The organism is Lysobacterales bacterium, from assembly GCA_016721845.1.
GTDB lineage: Bacteria > Pseudomonadota > Gammaproteobacteria > Xanthomonadales > Ahniellaceae > JADKHK01.
Genome location: JADKHK010000003.1, coordinates 126,339 through 141,139 on the forward strand (window position 1 = coordinate 126,339; position 14,801 = coordinate 141,139).

The following is a 14,801-nucleotide window of genomic DNA, read 5'->3' on the forward strand; positions in this document are numbered from 1 at the left end:
AAGGCAACGGCCTTTGGAAAAGTGGGCGATGCAGCATTCCATTCCAACGGACGATTCACTAAGGAATCTCTGAACAAGTCGCCAAGCCCTGATTCCGATCATGGTTCGACAAGCTCACCACGAACGGAATCAGGGCGTCACCCGTTCGCCCTGAGCTTGTCGAAGGGTGAACGAAGACTTGTTCAGACCTTCCCCAAGTGTCAGGCCAATGCATCCATTGTCACCGAGACGTTTTGGACGAGCATCCGTCGAGCACTTCCCCCTGCGTGCCCGCGATCACTGGTCGATGTTCGCGCCCCTATTGATGTTTGTTCCGTGCATCCCGAAGCTCAGCTGGCCAAGCCGCAATCGACAAGCAAACCAATCCGATCAACAACGCCAGCCAACCGGTCCAGACCGTCTCCAGGCTGGTTCCCGCGTTGATCACCATCCGCGCGAAGACGTCCATCGAGGCGACGTCACCGTTGCTGGCGAGCGCCAATGCTTCCGATCTAGCGGTGTAGAACTTGTAGTAGGTCGCGATCATGAAACCCGCCGCAGGAACCACGGCGATCAATAGCTGACTGTACCTGCCGAGCACCGCGAGCAGCATCGAGACGGGCGCAATCACGAGCATCATCACGCCGTACGTCGTATCGAAATCCAACAGAGATCGTTCTCCGGTCAGATCGGTCGAGATGATGGGAAGCAGCGTTCCCAACACGAGCGCAAGCCCGCCGGCAATCCCCAGAACCAACTTCTTCTCCATCTTTCCCTCCAAAGTAGTCTGCACAGCCACGACATACTCGACAAACGCCCGATCAGCTATCGCTGAACGGGTCGTAGTGCGAATGGCCGACATCGTCGTTATGAAGACTGGACCCGAATGTCTCGCTCGCGGCGTCAGTGAACACGTGACTCATCGGATTCGATGGGTCGAAGTCGTAGGGGTCGGAATGGTCGACCTCGGAAAGGCGCCCCGGCTGCATCCCGGTGCCGAAAAGCGGAAACCGGTCGTCTTCGAACAGATCAACGGTCTCCATCGCGGTGGCAGGAATAACCCAGGAAGGATTCTCGGGCTTGGCTTGCGCACTTCCGGCTGATCCACCGCGGCGGCTTCTGTCGGCCTCAGGCAACGACCCCAGTAGATGCCGCGCGGCATATGACTTTCTTGAGCGATCAGTCGCTGTGGACGCACGCCAGACTGCCCAGCACATCACTACCAATATTGCGATCAGCACGATCTCCATCGTTTTCCACCCGCTTGCGGCCGCACGAATGTATGCGCACGATCAGGCCTACCACGGCGACTGCGCCAGCAAAGCCAGCCGAGAATGAGCGCATTGACGGGAAGCCGGTCGCTAGCGCATGTACACACTCTTCACCCAGCGACCGCGGCCATCGCCATGCCCCAAGTCCAGGCTGGTCGCCGCCAGCGCCTCGCGTTCGGACATGCCCGAATGCATGTATGCATGGACTTGGTCGCGAGCGAACGCGTAGCGCGCGGCGTGTGGCTCGATGACGGCGCGATTGCACCAGCCGTGATAGATCGACCGGGCTTGCTTCAGTCCAGTGACGTCGCATTTGTCGGCGCGCTGCACCAGGAACCCGCCCTGGCACTGCGTCAACTCCAGCGCGTAAGCGACCGCATCCTTCGCTGCTAGGACATTCTGAACGCGCACTCGCCGGGCTTTGCCGCCCTTCGTGCCGGCGATCACATTGACGGCGCCATCTGCTTCGAGCTCACGCTGCCATCGCTGCAAGGTGTCGGACCGGGCATGGATCGCCTCATTGCCGCGAAGACCGAGATGCCGCTCCAGACCCAGCAATCCGGCAAAACCTGGGCGCCCTCCGGAAACGGCATAGTTCCGCGCATCTTGGTATTGCTCGTCCGACATCGCGGTCTTCGTCCCGACACGGGATGCGCCGCCAATGCCAAGCGCCTGGTTCGACAATTCACGAGCGGCGGCCACGCCCGGAGCGCCACCCTTCCTCAATATCGTGCGGAGGTGGGCCATCTCGTTCTGAATCGTCCGGAGCCCGGCCGAATCTTTCAGTCGCTGCTCGACGTAAGCGCGCAGATGGCGGCCGCCGATGTCGCCGATCTTCGCGAAATGGGTAAACCCCTCGTCGAACATCATGTCGACGAACCGTTGGATGGTTCGGGTGCGCGCTTCGCGCGTCAGATGCGAACCACCCAGGGCGGCAACGATGCCCATCATCACCGCCAGAAATTCCGATTTCTTGCTCATTTCCTTCCTCATGTTCCGATGCATTGCCGCGCTGACGGCTGGGTGGGGGAGCCCTTACACCCCGGTTGTTTCAGCCCTCAGCGCGACGATGTTGATCGGTGAGTAACGGGCCCCGCCGCATGACCGGACAACTCCGATCACTGGCGCCGTATGCACGGCTGCAGGGGCGACCCTTTCGGGCGGGCTGGAAACAACTTGCTGTGTGCTCGTGGACGAGCAGGTGGCCGAATACGAACGGCCTTGTCATTGAATTTGCCTGGCGTCACTGGCTCGCTGACCAGTAAATTTGAGCGCCATGGCGGCTTTCCGGCGGAACATCTCGTGCGTCACTCTTTCGGTCTCACTGAAAGCGCACGTAGCCGGGCACATCCTTGCCCCGAAAGCGGGCCAAGAGAAGCAAGGGAGTCGGATCAAACAGTGCCGAATGGCGGCTCGTGATCCGGATCGACAGGCGCAGTTGTCCTGTCGAGATCGATGAAGTGATCAGTGAAACACCGATCGATCATCCATCTGTTGCGAAGCATCAAGAAGCTTGATGCTTCGCAGGGGCGGTCCCGAATTACGCATCGAGGGCGCGAGCTGTTGCTGGATCCAACATTAGCGAGATTTCTGAGGTCTGCAACGAACTATTTCACGCGGTAGACGGTGGTAGACGATTGAGCAATCGCCACCTCAATTCAGATCCGACGCCATTGCCGATCCGAAGGATCGAGCGACAGCATTCGCGCGTCCTGCTCGCCATCAATGTGCACCGCGAACACGTGAGACGAAGGCGGCAGATAGTTCTCCACCGTGCCGCGGCCGAAGCGTTTGTGTTCAATTCGCGTTCCGGGGGCGAGGTGTGATTCGCTCGGTCGACGCACCGGAACCGGCGTCGGAAGCACCTGCCGGATGGCGGATTCCTGCACCGAGCTGACGCGAGGGGCTGGCTCGCGCATGTATCGATGCGGGCCGTCTTTAACCCGGCAGATCGCGCCAGCATCCACCAACCGGGCGAACAAATCGTCGAAGGGATCGTACAAACTGGGAATCAGCGCGTTTTCTTCGTTGGTGAAGTACCAGGCGCTGACGACTTCCTTGAAGTAGCCGGCGGCACGGGCTTCCATCGTGGCGACGTATTGCGCATGGAACAGTTCGCCAAGTACCGGGTCCACGCCGATCTCGGTGCGCGCCCAGCGCGCCGCGTCGACCTGGCTGATATAGGACCCCGGCGGCGCATCCTGGATGAACTGCCGATAGATCCGCGCTTGCAAATAGACCGGATGGTCGTTGTAAACCCACGCATCCTTGTGCCATCGCTGCAGGGCCTTGATGACCGTGTAGGAATCCAGCTGCTGTTCGAGCACCTCGAATTGCTCGCGATCCCGAAGCCAACGCTCGCGCAAGAGATGCGCAACACGTTCTGGATGGGTGAGTTCATGAAGACATGCAAGCATGGACTCATGCGGCGCACGCAGGAGACGCCGCATGCGCTCCCGCGCAGCATCCTTGTTGGCCTGCTTCGCACGCTCCTTGCTCAAGGCCAGCGCCTGCTTGGCGGCCGCATCCTTGGCCTCGGCCTTGATCAGCTGGTTGCGCTCGCGGAATGCCCGCTGGAACTCGTTGTAGGCAGTGCGCCACGCCTCGGCAGCGGCCGGATACGAGACCCAATGGCGATTTCCGCTCTCTTCCAGAACCAGTCGATTGAACTCGGCATCATCCAGCACCTGTTCGACCGTCAGCCTGGACAGATCGATCTCGATCATGCGCACGCCATCCGATTGCACTCGGCGCTCCTTGAGTTCGCCGACTGCATGCCTCACGCGGATCTCGACGAGCAGCTCGCCTTCTTCGTCATGCGCGGTCACGTCCGGAACGTAATCGCCACGGGGGACTTCCAACAGAGCAGACGTCAACGCCCCCAGCCGTGCGGGGAACTCCAACGTCCGGCCGACGAACTTTTCTCCACGGTCATCCAGCTTGCTGGGTGGATTGGGCATGTCGATCGTGCCACCCCAGGCCGGGATCTGGATACGCAGGTGGTCATGAATCAACTGCTTCGCCATCCGGTGCACGGCGGACTCGAAGCCGCCCCGGCAGTCGGTTTCGCGGTGGTGTGCAAAGTGTGGTCGACGATCGACGCTGTCCTGCGCCTTCGCAACCAGCGGTGCCTTGCAGGCGGGACAGACGCAGCCGCAGTCGAGTCCTCGCGGCACCTGCTTCGCCGTCCACATGCGCCCGTCCTTTAAGCCGAACGGTACGCGAAGTCTTGCGGCAGCCCCCGATGCAGTCGCTGCGCTGGTTGAGCTCATGCCATCAGTCTCACGTCGAATACGAGTCACGACAACGTATCTGGAAATCTGGTCCATCCATGGCATCTCGCGCGTCTCGACTTGACGCCATAGACGCCTGTAGACAATCGATCCGCGGGACACGAGGCATGCCGACGGAAGCAGGGACCAAGTCCTTGCCGCAGATCCTCGATGTCAGCCTCGCTCCATAGATCAACATGCGAGCGAGTCTTTCAGTTCCCGACCCAGGCGAGTGAGATCTTCGATTGATCGAATTTCGGACTCTGCCAACCATAGCCGGGACCGGACCATTTCGATCCCTACAAAAAGCGTAGAAGCAAGATCGTCCGAGGCCGCGAGCGCGAAGCCGATATCCGCACACCAGTTGGGCGCAATCTTGGCGGCCTCTACGGGATCGATATCGAAGTCGAACTCCCCAAAGGCTTCCTGGACATCATACGGGTCCGTGGTTGGGGGTAGGCCACACCGGGAACGGATGGCATTCAATGCGATTGCAAAGGCAACCCCATGCCCCTCTCCTGCGTAAAGGTGCGCAAGCTCGTGGGCAAAGAGATCCTTCAGACCCGGTTGGCCAAATCGGTCGCCAGGACGCAAGACCAACAACCAGGAGATGCCATGCGCTCCCAGGACCGGATAGTCCTCGCTGCGATAACAGAAGCCCAATTCACTGATGTCGGGCGCGAATGCAACCCAGCCCGACATGCCTCGGATCAGCGGAAGGAAGCACTGAAACTCGTCAATCAAGCGCGGGTCTGCGACCAACCCCATCAGAGACGAAAACTCATGCTCCGTTGCTGAGCCCGACTCCGGCAGGTTGTACTTCCCCGCCTTCGCTTCCAGCAAAAAAAATGGGTCGCCGGGAATCCCCGGAAGTCCGTAAAACGAACGCAGACTTGATGTCATGCCAATGCCTTCCATGGTGCTGCTCCCATTTTCTGTCGACCCTTGGCACTCATCGGGCCTGCCTGTCCTCAGCATCCAGCCTGCTTGCTGTTGAGGAGTTCTGCACCGCCGCCTTGCGCATGACGCTGGCGTTCGGTTCGAGTGCGCCAGCCGAGTGTTTCCATTGAAAGTCTCAGATCCTGAGAAGGGTGTGGACGGTCGCCACACAACCCGCAATTCCCGGCCCTCTGCCCCTGCGGCTAGACTCTGGTCGATATGGATGCCGTCCACGCGGATGGCGAGCACAGGAGCCTGCAGCACATGGCCAAGATCGACAGCGCGCTCATTGCGGCGATGAAGGAGCTGGTGCCGGACGATGGCACGGCGATCGGCAACCAGCGGCTGCGGGAACTGCTCTCGGAGCGGCTTGGGCGCACGGTGGCGGAGGACGAATACGGCCGCGCCCGCGACCTGCTGCTGATCGACGGTTTCCTGGCCAAGGGCATGGGTCGCGGCGGCTCGGTGCGGCGCACGAACTCGGATACGTCACCCGGCTTGACGCTGGAAGCCCAGGAGATCCCCGAGGAGGCCAAGCGCCCGAAGCCGAAGCAGATGGACGTGCAGGCCGCGCTGTCGCAACGCAAGACTGGCGAGCCGACGAACCCAGCGCGCAAGGGCGACGAGGACCCCAAGGTCATCGCCTATCGCCACGACCAGAAGCGCCGCAATAACCCCGACGTCGGCGTGGTGACGCCGGAGACCGACCCCGAGCAGCCGAAGACGAAATGGGTCTACGACCCGCACCTCGATCCTGCGCTGCAGTTCGACGTCGGCCGCGCCCAGGTCGAGAAGCTGATCGACGATGCACTCGCCAGCGGCGACGACGCCACGATGCGCGCCGCGCTGGAAACGCTGAAGCGCATGGGCGAGCCCTATCTGAATTGGGCGGGCAAGGCCGAACGCACCAGTTTCGAGATCGACACCGTCAGCCTGCATGTGCACGAGCGCATCGACCCGGCGACGGTGCTGGCGGTGGTTCAGGAACGGGTCAAGCAGAACAAGGGCACCAGCGGTCCGCAGGACGACATGTTCCGCGCCTGGTTCGAGAACCCGCTGCCGTATCGCGAGGCGATCGAGTTCTACAAGCACGACCGCGGCTGGTCGAACCGCCTGGTCGCCGGCGATTCATTGCTGGTGATGAACTCGCTGCTTCAGAAGGAGAGCATGGCCGGTCAGGTGCAGATGATCTACATCGACCCGCCCTACGGCATCAAATACGGTTCGAACTTCCAGCCGTTCGTGAACAAGCGCGATGTGAAGGACCGCAGCGATCAGGACCTGACGCAAGAGCCGGAGATGATCAAGGCGTTTCGGGATACGTGGGAGCTGGGCATCCACTCATACCTCACGTACCTGCGCGATCGACTACTTCTCGCGAAGGAATTGCTGCACGAATCGGGCAGCGTATTCGTGCAGATCTCCGACGAGAACTTGCACACCGTCCGAAATCTGCTCGACGACATTTTCGGTCGCGACAACGCGCTCCCGATGATCGTTTTTAGAAAGACGACCGGAGCGGGGAGTCCCAGCGGGTACGTTGACGCTGTACCTCAAACTTGTGATTTCCTAGTTTGGTACGCGAAGTCGCGCGAACAACTGAAGCTCAATCGTCTGTTTCTACCAAAAGACTACGACGAGGATTTCAACTATGGATTCGTCAGAGACGGAGCCGGTCGCCGACTGAGCGCTTCAGATGTCGAACCTGACGCCATCAAGGGAGGCAGCGTTCGGCTTTTTGCCCCAAATCCACTGACATCACAATCGAGTGGTGCGACGACGCAGTTTTCATATTCGTTTCGCAGCGCGTCATTTGAACCGGGCAAAGGCGGTTGGAAGACGAATGCGCAAGGTCTATCGCGACTGAGCCGAGCGGAGCGTTTGATGGGTATCGGTGCAACGCTGAGATTCGTTCGATTTGCAGACGACTTCCCTTGTAAGCCAATCATCGACATCTGGGACGACACCCGGCAAAGCGGGTTTGGCGATCCAAAGGTGTATGTGGTGCAGACAGCCACCAAAGTCATCGAGCGCTGCCTGTTGATGACGACCGACCCGGGCGATCTTGTGCTTGATCCAACCTGTGGATCAGGCACAACGGCGTTTGTGGCTGAGAAATGGGGACGTCGTTGGATCACCTGCGATACGTCGCGTGTGGCCGTGACGCTCGCGAAGCAGCGACTCATGACCGCGAGTTACGATTACTTCGAGCTGAAGTATCCGCACGAAGGATTGAAGGGCGGATTCATCTACAAGACCGTCCCGCACGTCACCCTCAAGTCCATCGCCAACAATCCCGAGATCGACGAGATCTGGGAGCGCATGCATCCGGACGTCGAGGAAGGCCTCAAGAAGATTAATGCTGCACTCAAGAAGAAGCCGCCCGCCGAAGCGTTCCTCGTCACCGAAGGTGGCCGCAAGGGCAAACAGCTGAACTTCGCCAAGGGCGATGCGCTGCAGGAGTGGGAAGTCCCGTTCGACCTTCCAAAGGAATGGTCGGAGGACGCCAAGATTGCGCTTGCCTATTTCTTGGGCACGCGCGAACTGATGCAGAAGGCGATGGACCGATCGATTGCGTCGCATGCCGACCAGGAAACGCTGTACGACCAACCGACTGTGTCGAAGGACAAGCTGCGCATCACCGGCCCCTTCACGGTCGAAGCGGTGCCCTTCCCGACCGTGCTCGCCCTCGATGAGCAGGCACCGGCTGCCGAGGCCGATGTGTCGATTGCGCGATCCGGCGAATCTTCGCGCCAGCATCGTTGGCGCGACGAACTGCTGAAGACCGGCATTCGCGGCAAGGGCGGGCAGATGCTCAAGTTCGCCGAGCTCGAAACCCTGCCCACCGGCGAAGGCTTCCGCCACCTGCATTGCACCGGCAACCTTGACAGCGGCGAACGCATCGTCGTCAGCTTCGGCCCTGAGCACGCGGCTCTGGAGCAGCGCCAGGTGGAACTCGCCATGCGCGAGGCCGGCGAACTGTTCCCGCGCCCGAAGATGATCGTGTTCTGCGCCTTCACCTTCGACCCCGAAGCAGCCAAGGACATCGACGCCACGCGCGGCATCACCGCCCTCAAGGCGCAAATGAACACCGACCTGCTCACCGACGACCTGAAGAAGGCGCGCTCCAGCAACCAGAGCTTCTGGCTCATGGGCCAGCCGGACGTCGAGGTACGCAAGCGCAAGGACGGCCGCTACGAGGTCGAGGTCCACGGCTTCGACTACTTTGACACCGTGAAGGGCGACCTGGTCTCCGGCGGCAAGAGCAAGATCGCCGCCTGGTCACTCGACACCGACTACGACGAACGCAGCCTCTTCCCACGCCAGTTCTTCTTCCCCATGGCCGGCGCCAAGGACGGCTGGAACAAGCTCAAGAAGGACATCAAGGCCGAGCTCAACGAGGAATTGCTGGACAAGTTGCACGGGACTGTCTCGCTACCCTTTGAGATTGGCGAGAATCGGAAAGTCGCGGTCAAGATCGTGGATGACCGGGGCATCGAATCGTTAAAAGTAATCTCTCTGGATTGACTCGGTTAAGGAAGACTAACCATAATGGTTACCCAGTTCCCCGAGAAGAAGCAGGATGCTGACTACTCGCTCGTTCGGGTCCACGATTTGGCCGCGCGCCAATCGCTGCGCTATGCGGGGACTCGAGTGCAGCTCGATGTGGCCAATCTCGGATACGGACTTGATGACGTCTGCGCCTGCTTGGGCTCTCTGCGCGCGGAAGACTTCTCACACTCCGAACGTTACGTCGCCCGTGGCAAATGGCATGACGTCTACAAGCTTCGCTGGGGCATCGGTCGGCCTCTCGACGACCTCTATGTGAAGTTTCGATTGGACGACGATGTGTTGGTCATCGAATTGTGTTCTCTCCACTTGCAGCGATAACTATGAACATGCCTTTGACATGCACCGAGTGTGGAATCGGCACCTTGTCTGCTTCGACTTGGGAAGGCGACTTCCGTCATGGCGAAGCAACGGTTCGAGTCACAAATCTTGAGTGCTTCCGATGCGACGCTTGCGGCGCCGACCCTGTCTTTGCGCATCAGATTCGTCGGAATCAGCTGAAAATTGCCGATGCAAAGCGTACGGCCGACGGCTTGCTGACGGGTGCAGAGATACGTGCGATTCGAGAGCGCTTGGACCTTACTCAGGCCCAGGCGTCCGAAGTTTTTGGCGGCGGCGCCAATGCGTTCTCAAAGTACGAGCGCGGCGATGTGACTCAGAGCGTGGCGATGGATCGACTGATCAAGGTCGCCGATTTCGTTCCTGGGGTGATCGAGTATCTTCGGTTCGAGGCCGGCCTGTCCCCGTCCGGAGGTTGGCACTCTGGCGACTATGTTCAATACGGCGAACTTCGCCCGTCTTCCACTCAACTTCAGAATGCTAGCTTGAGCGGCAGGGAAGTAGTGGTCCGAATTGATGCCTATCAAGAGCGACGTCGCGCATGACACCGGAACTGAAACAGCAGATCCGGAAAGCTTCTGAAAGCCTGAAGATTCTGGACATCATTCTCTTTGAATGCAGCCTGTCGAGGCCAGAACGAGACCCTGAGAAACTCAAGGGCACCTTTCAGCATGAACACAAGCGTGATGTCCGCTTCTTCCTAGGAAAGCAGTCGACGCCGGAAGGCGATGTCAATTCATTGCAAGTGCTCGTTTCACTTGGTGCACGATTGATGCCGCCATCAGAACCGGGAAGAGAAGACCCAAATGCCATCTTCATCATCGAGGCCGACTTCCTCGTGAATTACGAGATCAAGTCAGAGATCGACGAAGAATGCATCAAGGCATTCGCGGACAACAACGCCGCGCATAACGTGTGGCCGTTCTGGCGACAACACGTATTCGATACCATCTCTAGGGCCCGTCTTCCGCATCTCGACATTCCGCTGTTCTTAGGTTTCATGGCGTGACGACTGCACCGAAGTCGCTCATCATCAATTCACCCTACGACTGCCCGACCCGCCACTGGCAGCAAGGCGCCGGCACCAAGCTCAACCTGGTGGAAGGGCGGCGGCCAGCCGCCTACGAAGTCTTCGACACACGCAACAACACGCGCCGTGTCGAATCACTGGACACAGTGAACCGCATCCGTGAACGCATGGATGCATGGAAACATGCGGACTATCCCGGCATCACCAGCGTGACCCGCAGCCTGCTGAAGCACTGGCAGGACCGGGGCGCGCGGCAACTGCCGTTCTACTTCTGCCAGCTGGAGGCCATCGAGACCTTGATCTGGTGGGTCGAGGCCACCGCAGAGTTCAAGCAGGGCATCTTCCTCGAAGGTGATGGCGGGCCGTGGGAGCGCATCTGCAACAAGATGGCGACCGGCAGCGGAAAGACCACGCTGATGTCCATGATCATCACCTGGCAGACGCTGAACGCGCTTACCTACCCGAAGCGCACCAAGGACTTCTCGCGCGCGATCTTCATCGTCGCGCCCGGCCTGACCGTGCGTGAGCGCCTGCAGGTGCTGTTGCCGGGAAACCCGGCGAACGTCTATGACGAGTTCGGGCTCTGCCCCTCCGAGTCACTGCGTCAGCGCCTGAACCAGGCCGAGATCGTCATCGACAACTGGCATGCGCTGATGCCGCTGAAGGAGCAGGATCGATCCGTCGTCAAGAAAGGCGCCGAATCAGACGAGGCCTACACCCGGCGCGTGCTCGGCAAACTCGCGAACTATCGCGACCTCTTGGTCATCAACGACGAGGCACACCACGCCTATCGCAAACCGGCCGACATCAAGATCAGCAAGAAGGATGCGGAAGAGCGCGGCATCGATCTCGAAGAAGCAACGCGCTGGATCGAGGGGCTGGATCGTCTGCACAAGACGCGCAGGATCATTCGCTGCTTCGATCTGTCCGCCACACCGTTCGCGCCCACCGGCCGCACCAATACCGACGAAGGCCTGTTCTCCTGGATCGTGTCCGACTTCGGATTGAATGACGCCATCGAGGCGGGCCTGGTCAAGACACCGCGCGTGGTCGTGCGTGACGATGCGCTGCCCAACGCACGCACGCTTCGCCCGAAGCTCTATCACCTGTATCGCGAGGCTGAGGTCGCCGAAGACCTCAACGCACGTGGCGCCAAACCGACCGATCCGCTGCCGCCCTTGGTCCAGGATGCCTACACCTTGCTCGGCGCCGACTGGCTGGCCGCTGCGAAGGATTGGCAGGCGGCTGGCCACACCTCGCCGCCCGTCATGCTGACCGTGTGCAACCGCACCGAGACCGCAGCGCGCATCGAGAGCTATTTCAATCGCGGTGATTCGCTGCTGCCGGAGCTGCATGCGCCGGAACGCACGCTGCGCGTAGACTCCAAGGTGTTGGAGAAAGCGGAGATCGGCGAGACCGCAGCAGCGGACAAGGACTACGAGCAGCGCTTGCAGGCCATCGTGCAGGCCGCCGGCTTGCCCATCGATCGGGAAGAAGCCCTGCTGTCGCGCAAGAAGGAGGAGATCCTGCGCGAGATCGTCGACAACGTCGGCAAGCGCGGCACCGCCGGCCAGGATCTGCAAAACGTCATTTCGGTGGCGATGCTGTCCGAGGGCTGGGACGCGAAGAACGTCACCCACATCATGGGGCTCCGTGCCTTCACCAGCCAGTTGCTCTGTGAGCAGGTGATCGGGCGTGGCCTGCGGCGCGTCGGTTACGACGTCGATGAAAACGGGCTGTTCAAGCCGGAGTTCGTCAACATCTTCGGCGTGCCGCTTTCGATCTTCCAGGACGTCGGTGAGGACGGCGTCGCGCCTCCCCCTCCGAAACCCAGCACTCAGATCGAATCGCTGCCTGAGCGCAACAGCCTGGAGATCCGTTGGCCGAACGTACTGCGCGTGGACCCGATCGTGAAACCAGTGCTGGCGGTTCGCTGGCATGAAGTCGCCGCACTGCAACTGCGTCCCGAAGCAACGCCGATCTCGGCCGAGATCGCACCTGCGCTGGGCGGCGCAACTGACTGGAGCAAGATCCACGTCATCGACCTGGAGAAGCTGCCGGAAGCGTTCCGCCTGCAGCGAGTGACTTTCCTCGCGGCTCGCAAGGCCTTCGATCAGATTCGCGGCAACTTCAGCGGCAATCCAGAATTCCTGGTGGTGCAACTGATCCGCATCGTCGAGGAGTTCATCGCTTCCGACAAACTCGATATCCCGAGCCTGTTCCATCAGGATGCATTGCGAAAGCGCATCCTGATCACGCTCAACATCGATCGCGTCGTGCAGCATCTGCTCCGCTACGTCTACGAGCACAACAGCGAGCGCATGGAACTGATCTTCGACGAAGACGCGCCGATTGGTTCCACGCGTCAGATGCGCACCTGGTACACGACCCGGCCAACGATTCCGACGGTGAAGTCTCAGGTCAGCCACGTCGTTGGCGACAGCGCGTGGGAAGGCTTTGCGGCCAATCTGTTCGAACGCAGCGAAGCCGTTTCCAGCTACGTCAAGAATGACCACCTTGGCTTCCAGATCCACTATCTGTGGAATGGATCGCGCCGACGATTCATTCCAGACTTCATCGTCCGCCTGACCAACGGCAAAACTCTGATCCTCGAAATCAAGGGCGTCGACGACGACCAGAACCGCGCCAAGCGATCAGCGCTTGCTGCATGGGTCGAAGGCGTCAATCAGAAAGGCGGCTTCGGTCGCTGGGCTTGGGATGTCGCGTTTGAGCCGAGCCAGATTCAGGATGTGATCGCACGCCATGCAACAACTGGACGGGTCGGCGATGAAACTTGATCGGCGAGAACACGTCCAACATCCAAGACTTGAGTGGCCGCCCAATGTCGACTGAACGGATCAAGCCCGCAATCGCATGCATCCTGATGTTCGTAGCCGCCCGCATGTGGGACGCGACCTGGTCGGACATTGCCTCGATCGCGACGGCCATGGGTGTCTTGTTTGCGGCCGCTCAACTCGAACTGACAAAAGAGCAAGAGGTCACCGCGTTCGAGGATTCAATCAACCAAGAGTATCGATCGCTGGCTGCAACCATCCCCACCACGGCACTGCTCGGCAAACCCATTTCTGCTAAAGATCTGAAGGATCATCTCGATGAGTTCTATCACTACTTCGACCTCTGCAACGGTCAAATCTTCCTTCGACAACAGGGGCGGATCTCCCAGAAGACCTGGGTGTTCTGGTGTGACGGTATCCACTCGAATCTTAAGCGCGCTGCCTTCAAGACCGCGTGGACGCACATCAGCAGTCGCGCCGACGGCGACTTCGCTGAACTCCGACGACTGATCGAAGAAGGCCCAACGTCGGATCCGAAGAAGTGGTCCACGCGTAGCAAGCCAACGCGACAAGCACCCTGAGTCACGAAAGACATGCCCATCACCATCAAGGCCACAAGAACAGAGCCGAACCGATTTGGATCTGCGCTTCTGTCTTCCAGACCAAGCCTTTCGGCAACAATGAGCGCAGATGGACGATGCATGCTTGGTCGCCAACTGGCGACGGCACCATGAACGCGCATTTGCCACGCTTCGATCGCTATGTCGGGGTCGACTATTCTGGTGCGGAGACGGCGGAAAGCAGCTTGAAGGGCCTTCGCGTATATCTTGCACAGGCCGATGCGGAGCCAAGCGAGATTGAGCCGCCACCGAGCCCGAGGAAGTACTGGACTCGCCGAGGACTGGCACACTGGCTTGCCGAGCTACTGTCTGAGGGGACTCCCACCATCGTTGGGATCGACCACGCGTTCTCGTTTCCGATCAGATACTTCGAGAAGCACCTCATCCTCCCGAACTGGGACGTCTTTCTTGACGATTTCTGTGCACATTGGCCCACCGACGAACCAAGCACCTACGTCGACTTCGTACGAGACGGCGCCGTCGGCAATGGAGCGGCGCGTAGCGGCCTGACCAGATGGCGGCGGTTGTGTGAAGAGCGCACCCGCGCCAAGTCTGTCTTTCATTTCGACGTGCAAGGTCAAGTCGCCAAGTCATCTCATGCGGGCATACCGTGGCTGCGGTTCTTGCGCCGCCGGCTTGCGTCGTCGATCCATTTCTGGCCGTTCGACGGCTGGCAGATCGATTCCGGCAGGTCGGTCATTGCCGAGGTGTATCCCGCGCTCTGGAAACACGCCTTTCCGACTGACGGCCGCACGGGCGACCAACACGACGCCTACAGCGTCGCGGCTTGGCTTCAACAGGCTGACCGCGATGGTGTTCTCGATCGGCACTTCGACCCCATCCTCAACCACCATGACCGAGCGATCGCTGGCGTCGAAGGTTGGATTCTGGGTGTCGGGTGAAGTGCACGATGAGGCGCCTGGATTCTTCGGCACGACCCCAAGTGCCTGCGCCTATGGAAAACCAGTCAGATCAAGACAATCGTC

The 14,801-nt window shown here is 60.1% G+C and carries 12 protein-coding genes; 7 read left to right on the forward strand and 5 right to left on the reverse strand.

Features of this window, described 5'->3' with window-relative positions; genetic code table 11:
- Positions 1-298: 298 nt before the first annotated feature.
- From IPP28_00905 to IPP28_00925, 5 genes are all read right to left on the reverse strand, one after another.
- On the reverse strand, positions 299-748 hold the full coding sequence (locus IPP28_00905) for a hypothetical protein (GenBank protein ID MBL0039616.1): 450 nt from the start codon (positions 746-748) through the stop codon (positions 299-301).
- Positions 749-800: 52 nt separating this feature from the next.
- Positions 801-1,229: a hypothetical protein gene (locus tag IPP28_00910; GenBank protein MBL0039617.1), complete on the reverse strand. Its 429-nt coding sequence runs from the start codon at positions 1,227-1,229 to the stop codon at positions 801-803.
- Between the two features lie 111 nt (positions 1,230-1,340).
- Positions 1,341-2,231 (reverse strand): integrase domain-containing protein, encoded by an 891-nt coding sequence (locus IPP28_00915; protein MBL0039618.1) that lies wholly within the window; start codon positions 2,229-2,231, stop codon positions 1,341-1,343.
- A gap of 677 nt (positions 2,232-2,908) precedes the next feature.
- On the reverse strand, positions 2,909-4,444 hold the full coding sequence (locus IPP28_00920) for a hypothetical protein (protein ID MBL0039619.1): 1,536 nt from the start codon (positions 4,442-4,444) through the stop codon (positions 2,909-2,911).
- A 270-nt stretch (positions 4,445-4,714) separates the two neighbouring features.
- The gene (locus tag IPP28_00925; protein ID MBL0039620.1) at positions 4,715-5,440 is read right to left on the reverse strand and encodes a hypothetical protein; all 726 of its coding nucleotides are present in this window, start codon (positions 5,438-5,440) and stop codon (positions 4,715-4,717) included.
- Between the two features lie 285 nt (positions 5,441-5,725).
- Here IPP28_00925 and IPP28_00930 point away from each other — a divergent pair, with 285 nt between their 5' ends.
- The 7 genes from IPP28_00930 to IPP28_00960 all read left to right on the forward strand — a co-directional run bounded on the left by IPP28_00930 (position 5,726) and on the right by IPP28_00960 (position 14,717).
- Positions 5,726-8,989, forward strand: a complete 3,264-nt coding sequence (locus IPP28_00930) for a site-specific DNA-methyltransferase (GenBank protein ID MBL0039621.1) — start codon at positions 5,726-5,728, stop codon at positions 8,987-8,989.
- A gap of 24 nt (positions 8,990-9,013) precedes the next feature.
- Entirely contained in the window at positions 9,014-9,352 is a 339-nt protein-coding gene (locus IPP28_00935; protein ID MBL0039622.1) for a type II toxin-antitoxin system MqsR family toxin, read from the forward strand.
- Between the two features lie 2 nt (positions 9,353-9,354).
- Entirely contained in the window at positions 9,355-9,915 is a 561-nt protein-coding gene (locus IPP28_00940; GenBank protein MBL0039623.1) for a type II toxin-antitoxin system MqsA family antitoxin, read from the forward strand.
- A gap of 227 nt (positions 9,916-10,142) precedes the next feature.
- The gene (locus IPP28_00945; GenBank protein MBL0039624.1) at positions 10,143-10,379 is read left to right on the forward strand and encodes a hypothetical protein; all 237 of its coding nucleotides are present in this window, start codon (positions 10,143-10,145) and stop codon (positions 10,377-10,379) included.
- Positions 10,376-13,198 (forward strand): DEAD/DEAH box helicase family protein, encoded by a 2,823-nt coding sequence (locus IPP28_00950; protein ID MBL0039625.1) that lies wholly within the window; start codon positions 10,376-10,378, stop codon positions 13,196-13,198. The genes IPP28_00945 and IPP28_00950 overlap by 4 nt, the downstream gene beginning before the upstream one ends.
- Positions 13,195-13,776 carry a hypothetical protein gene (locus tag IPP28_00955; protein ID MBL0039626.1) on the forward strand — a complete coding sequence of 194 codons (582 nt, stop codon included), beginning with the start codon at positions 13,195-13,197 and terminating at the stop codon, positions 13,774-13,776. The genes IPP28_00950 and IPP28_00955 overlap by 4 nt, the downstream gene beginning before the upstream one ends.
- Positions 13,777-13,925: 149 nt before the next feature.
- Positions 13,926-14,717 carry a hypothetical protein gene (locus IPP28_00960; protein ID MBL0039627.1) on the forward strand — a complete coding sequence of 264 codons (792 nt, stop codon included), beginning with the start codon at positions 13,926-13,928 and terminating at the stop codon, positions 14,715-14,717.
- The last annotated feature ends 84 nt before the right edge of the window (positions 14,718-14,801 follow it).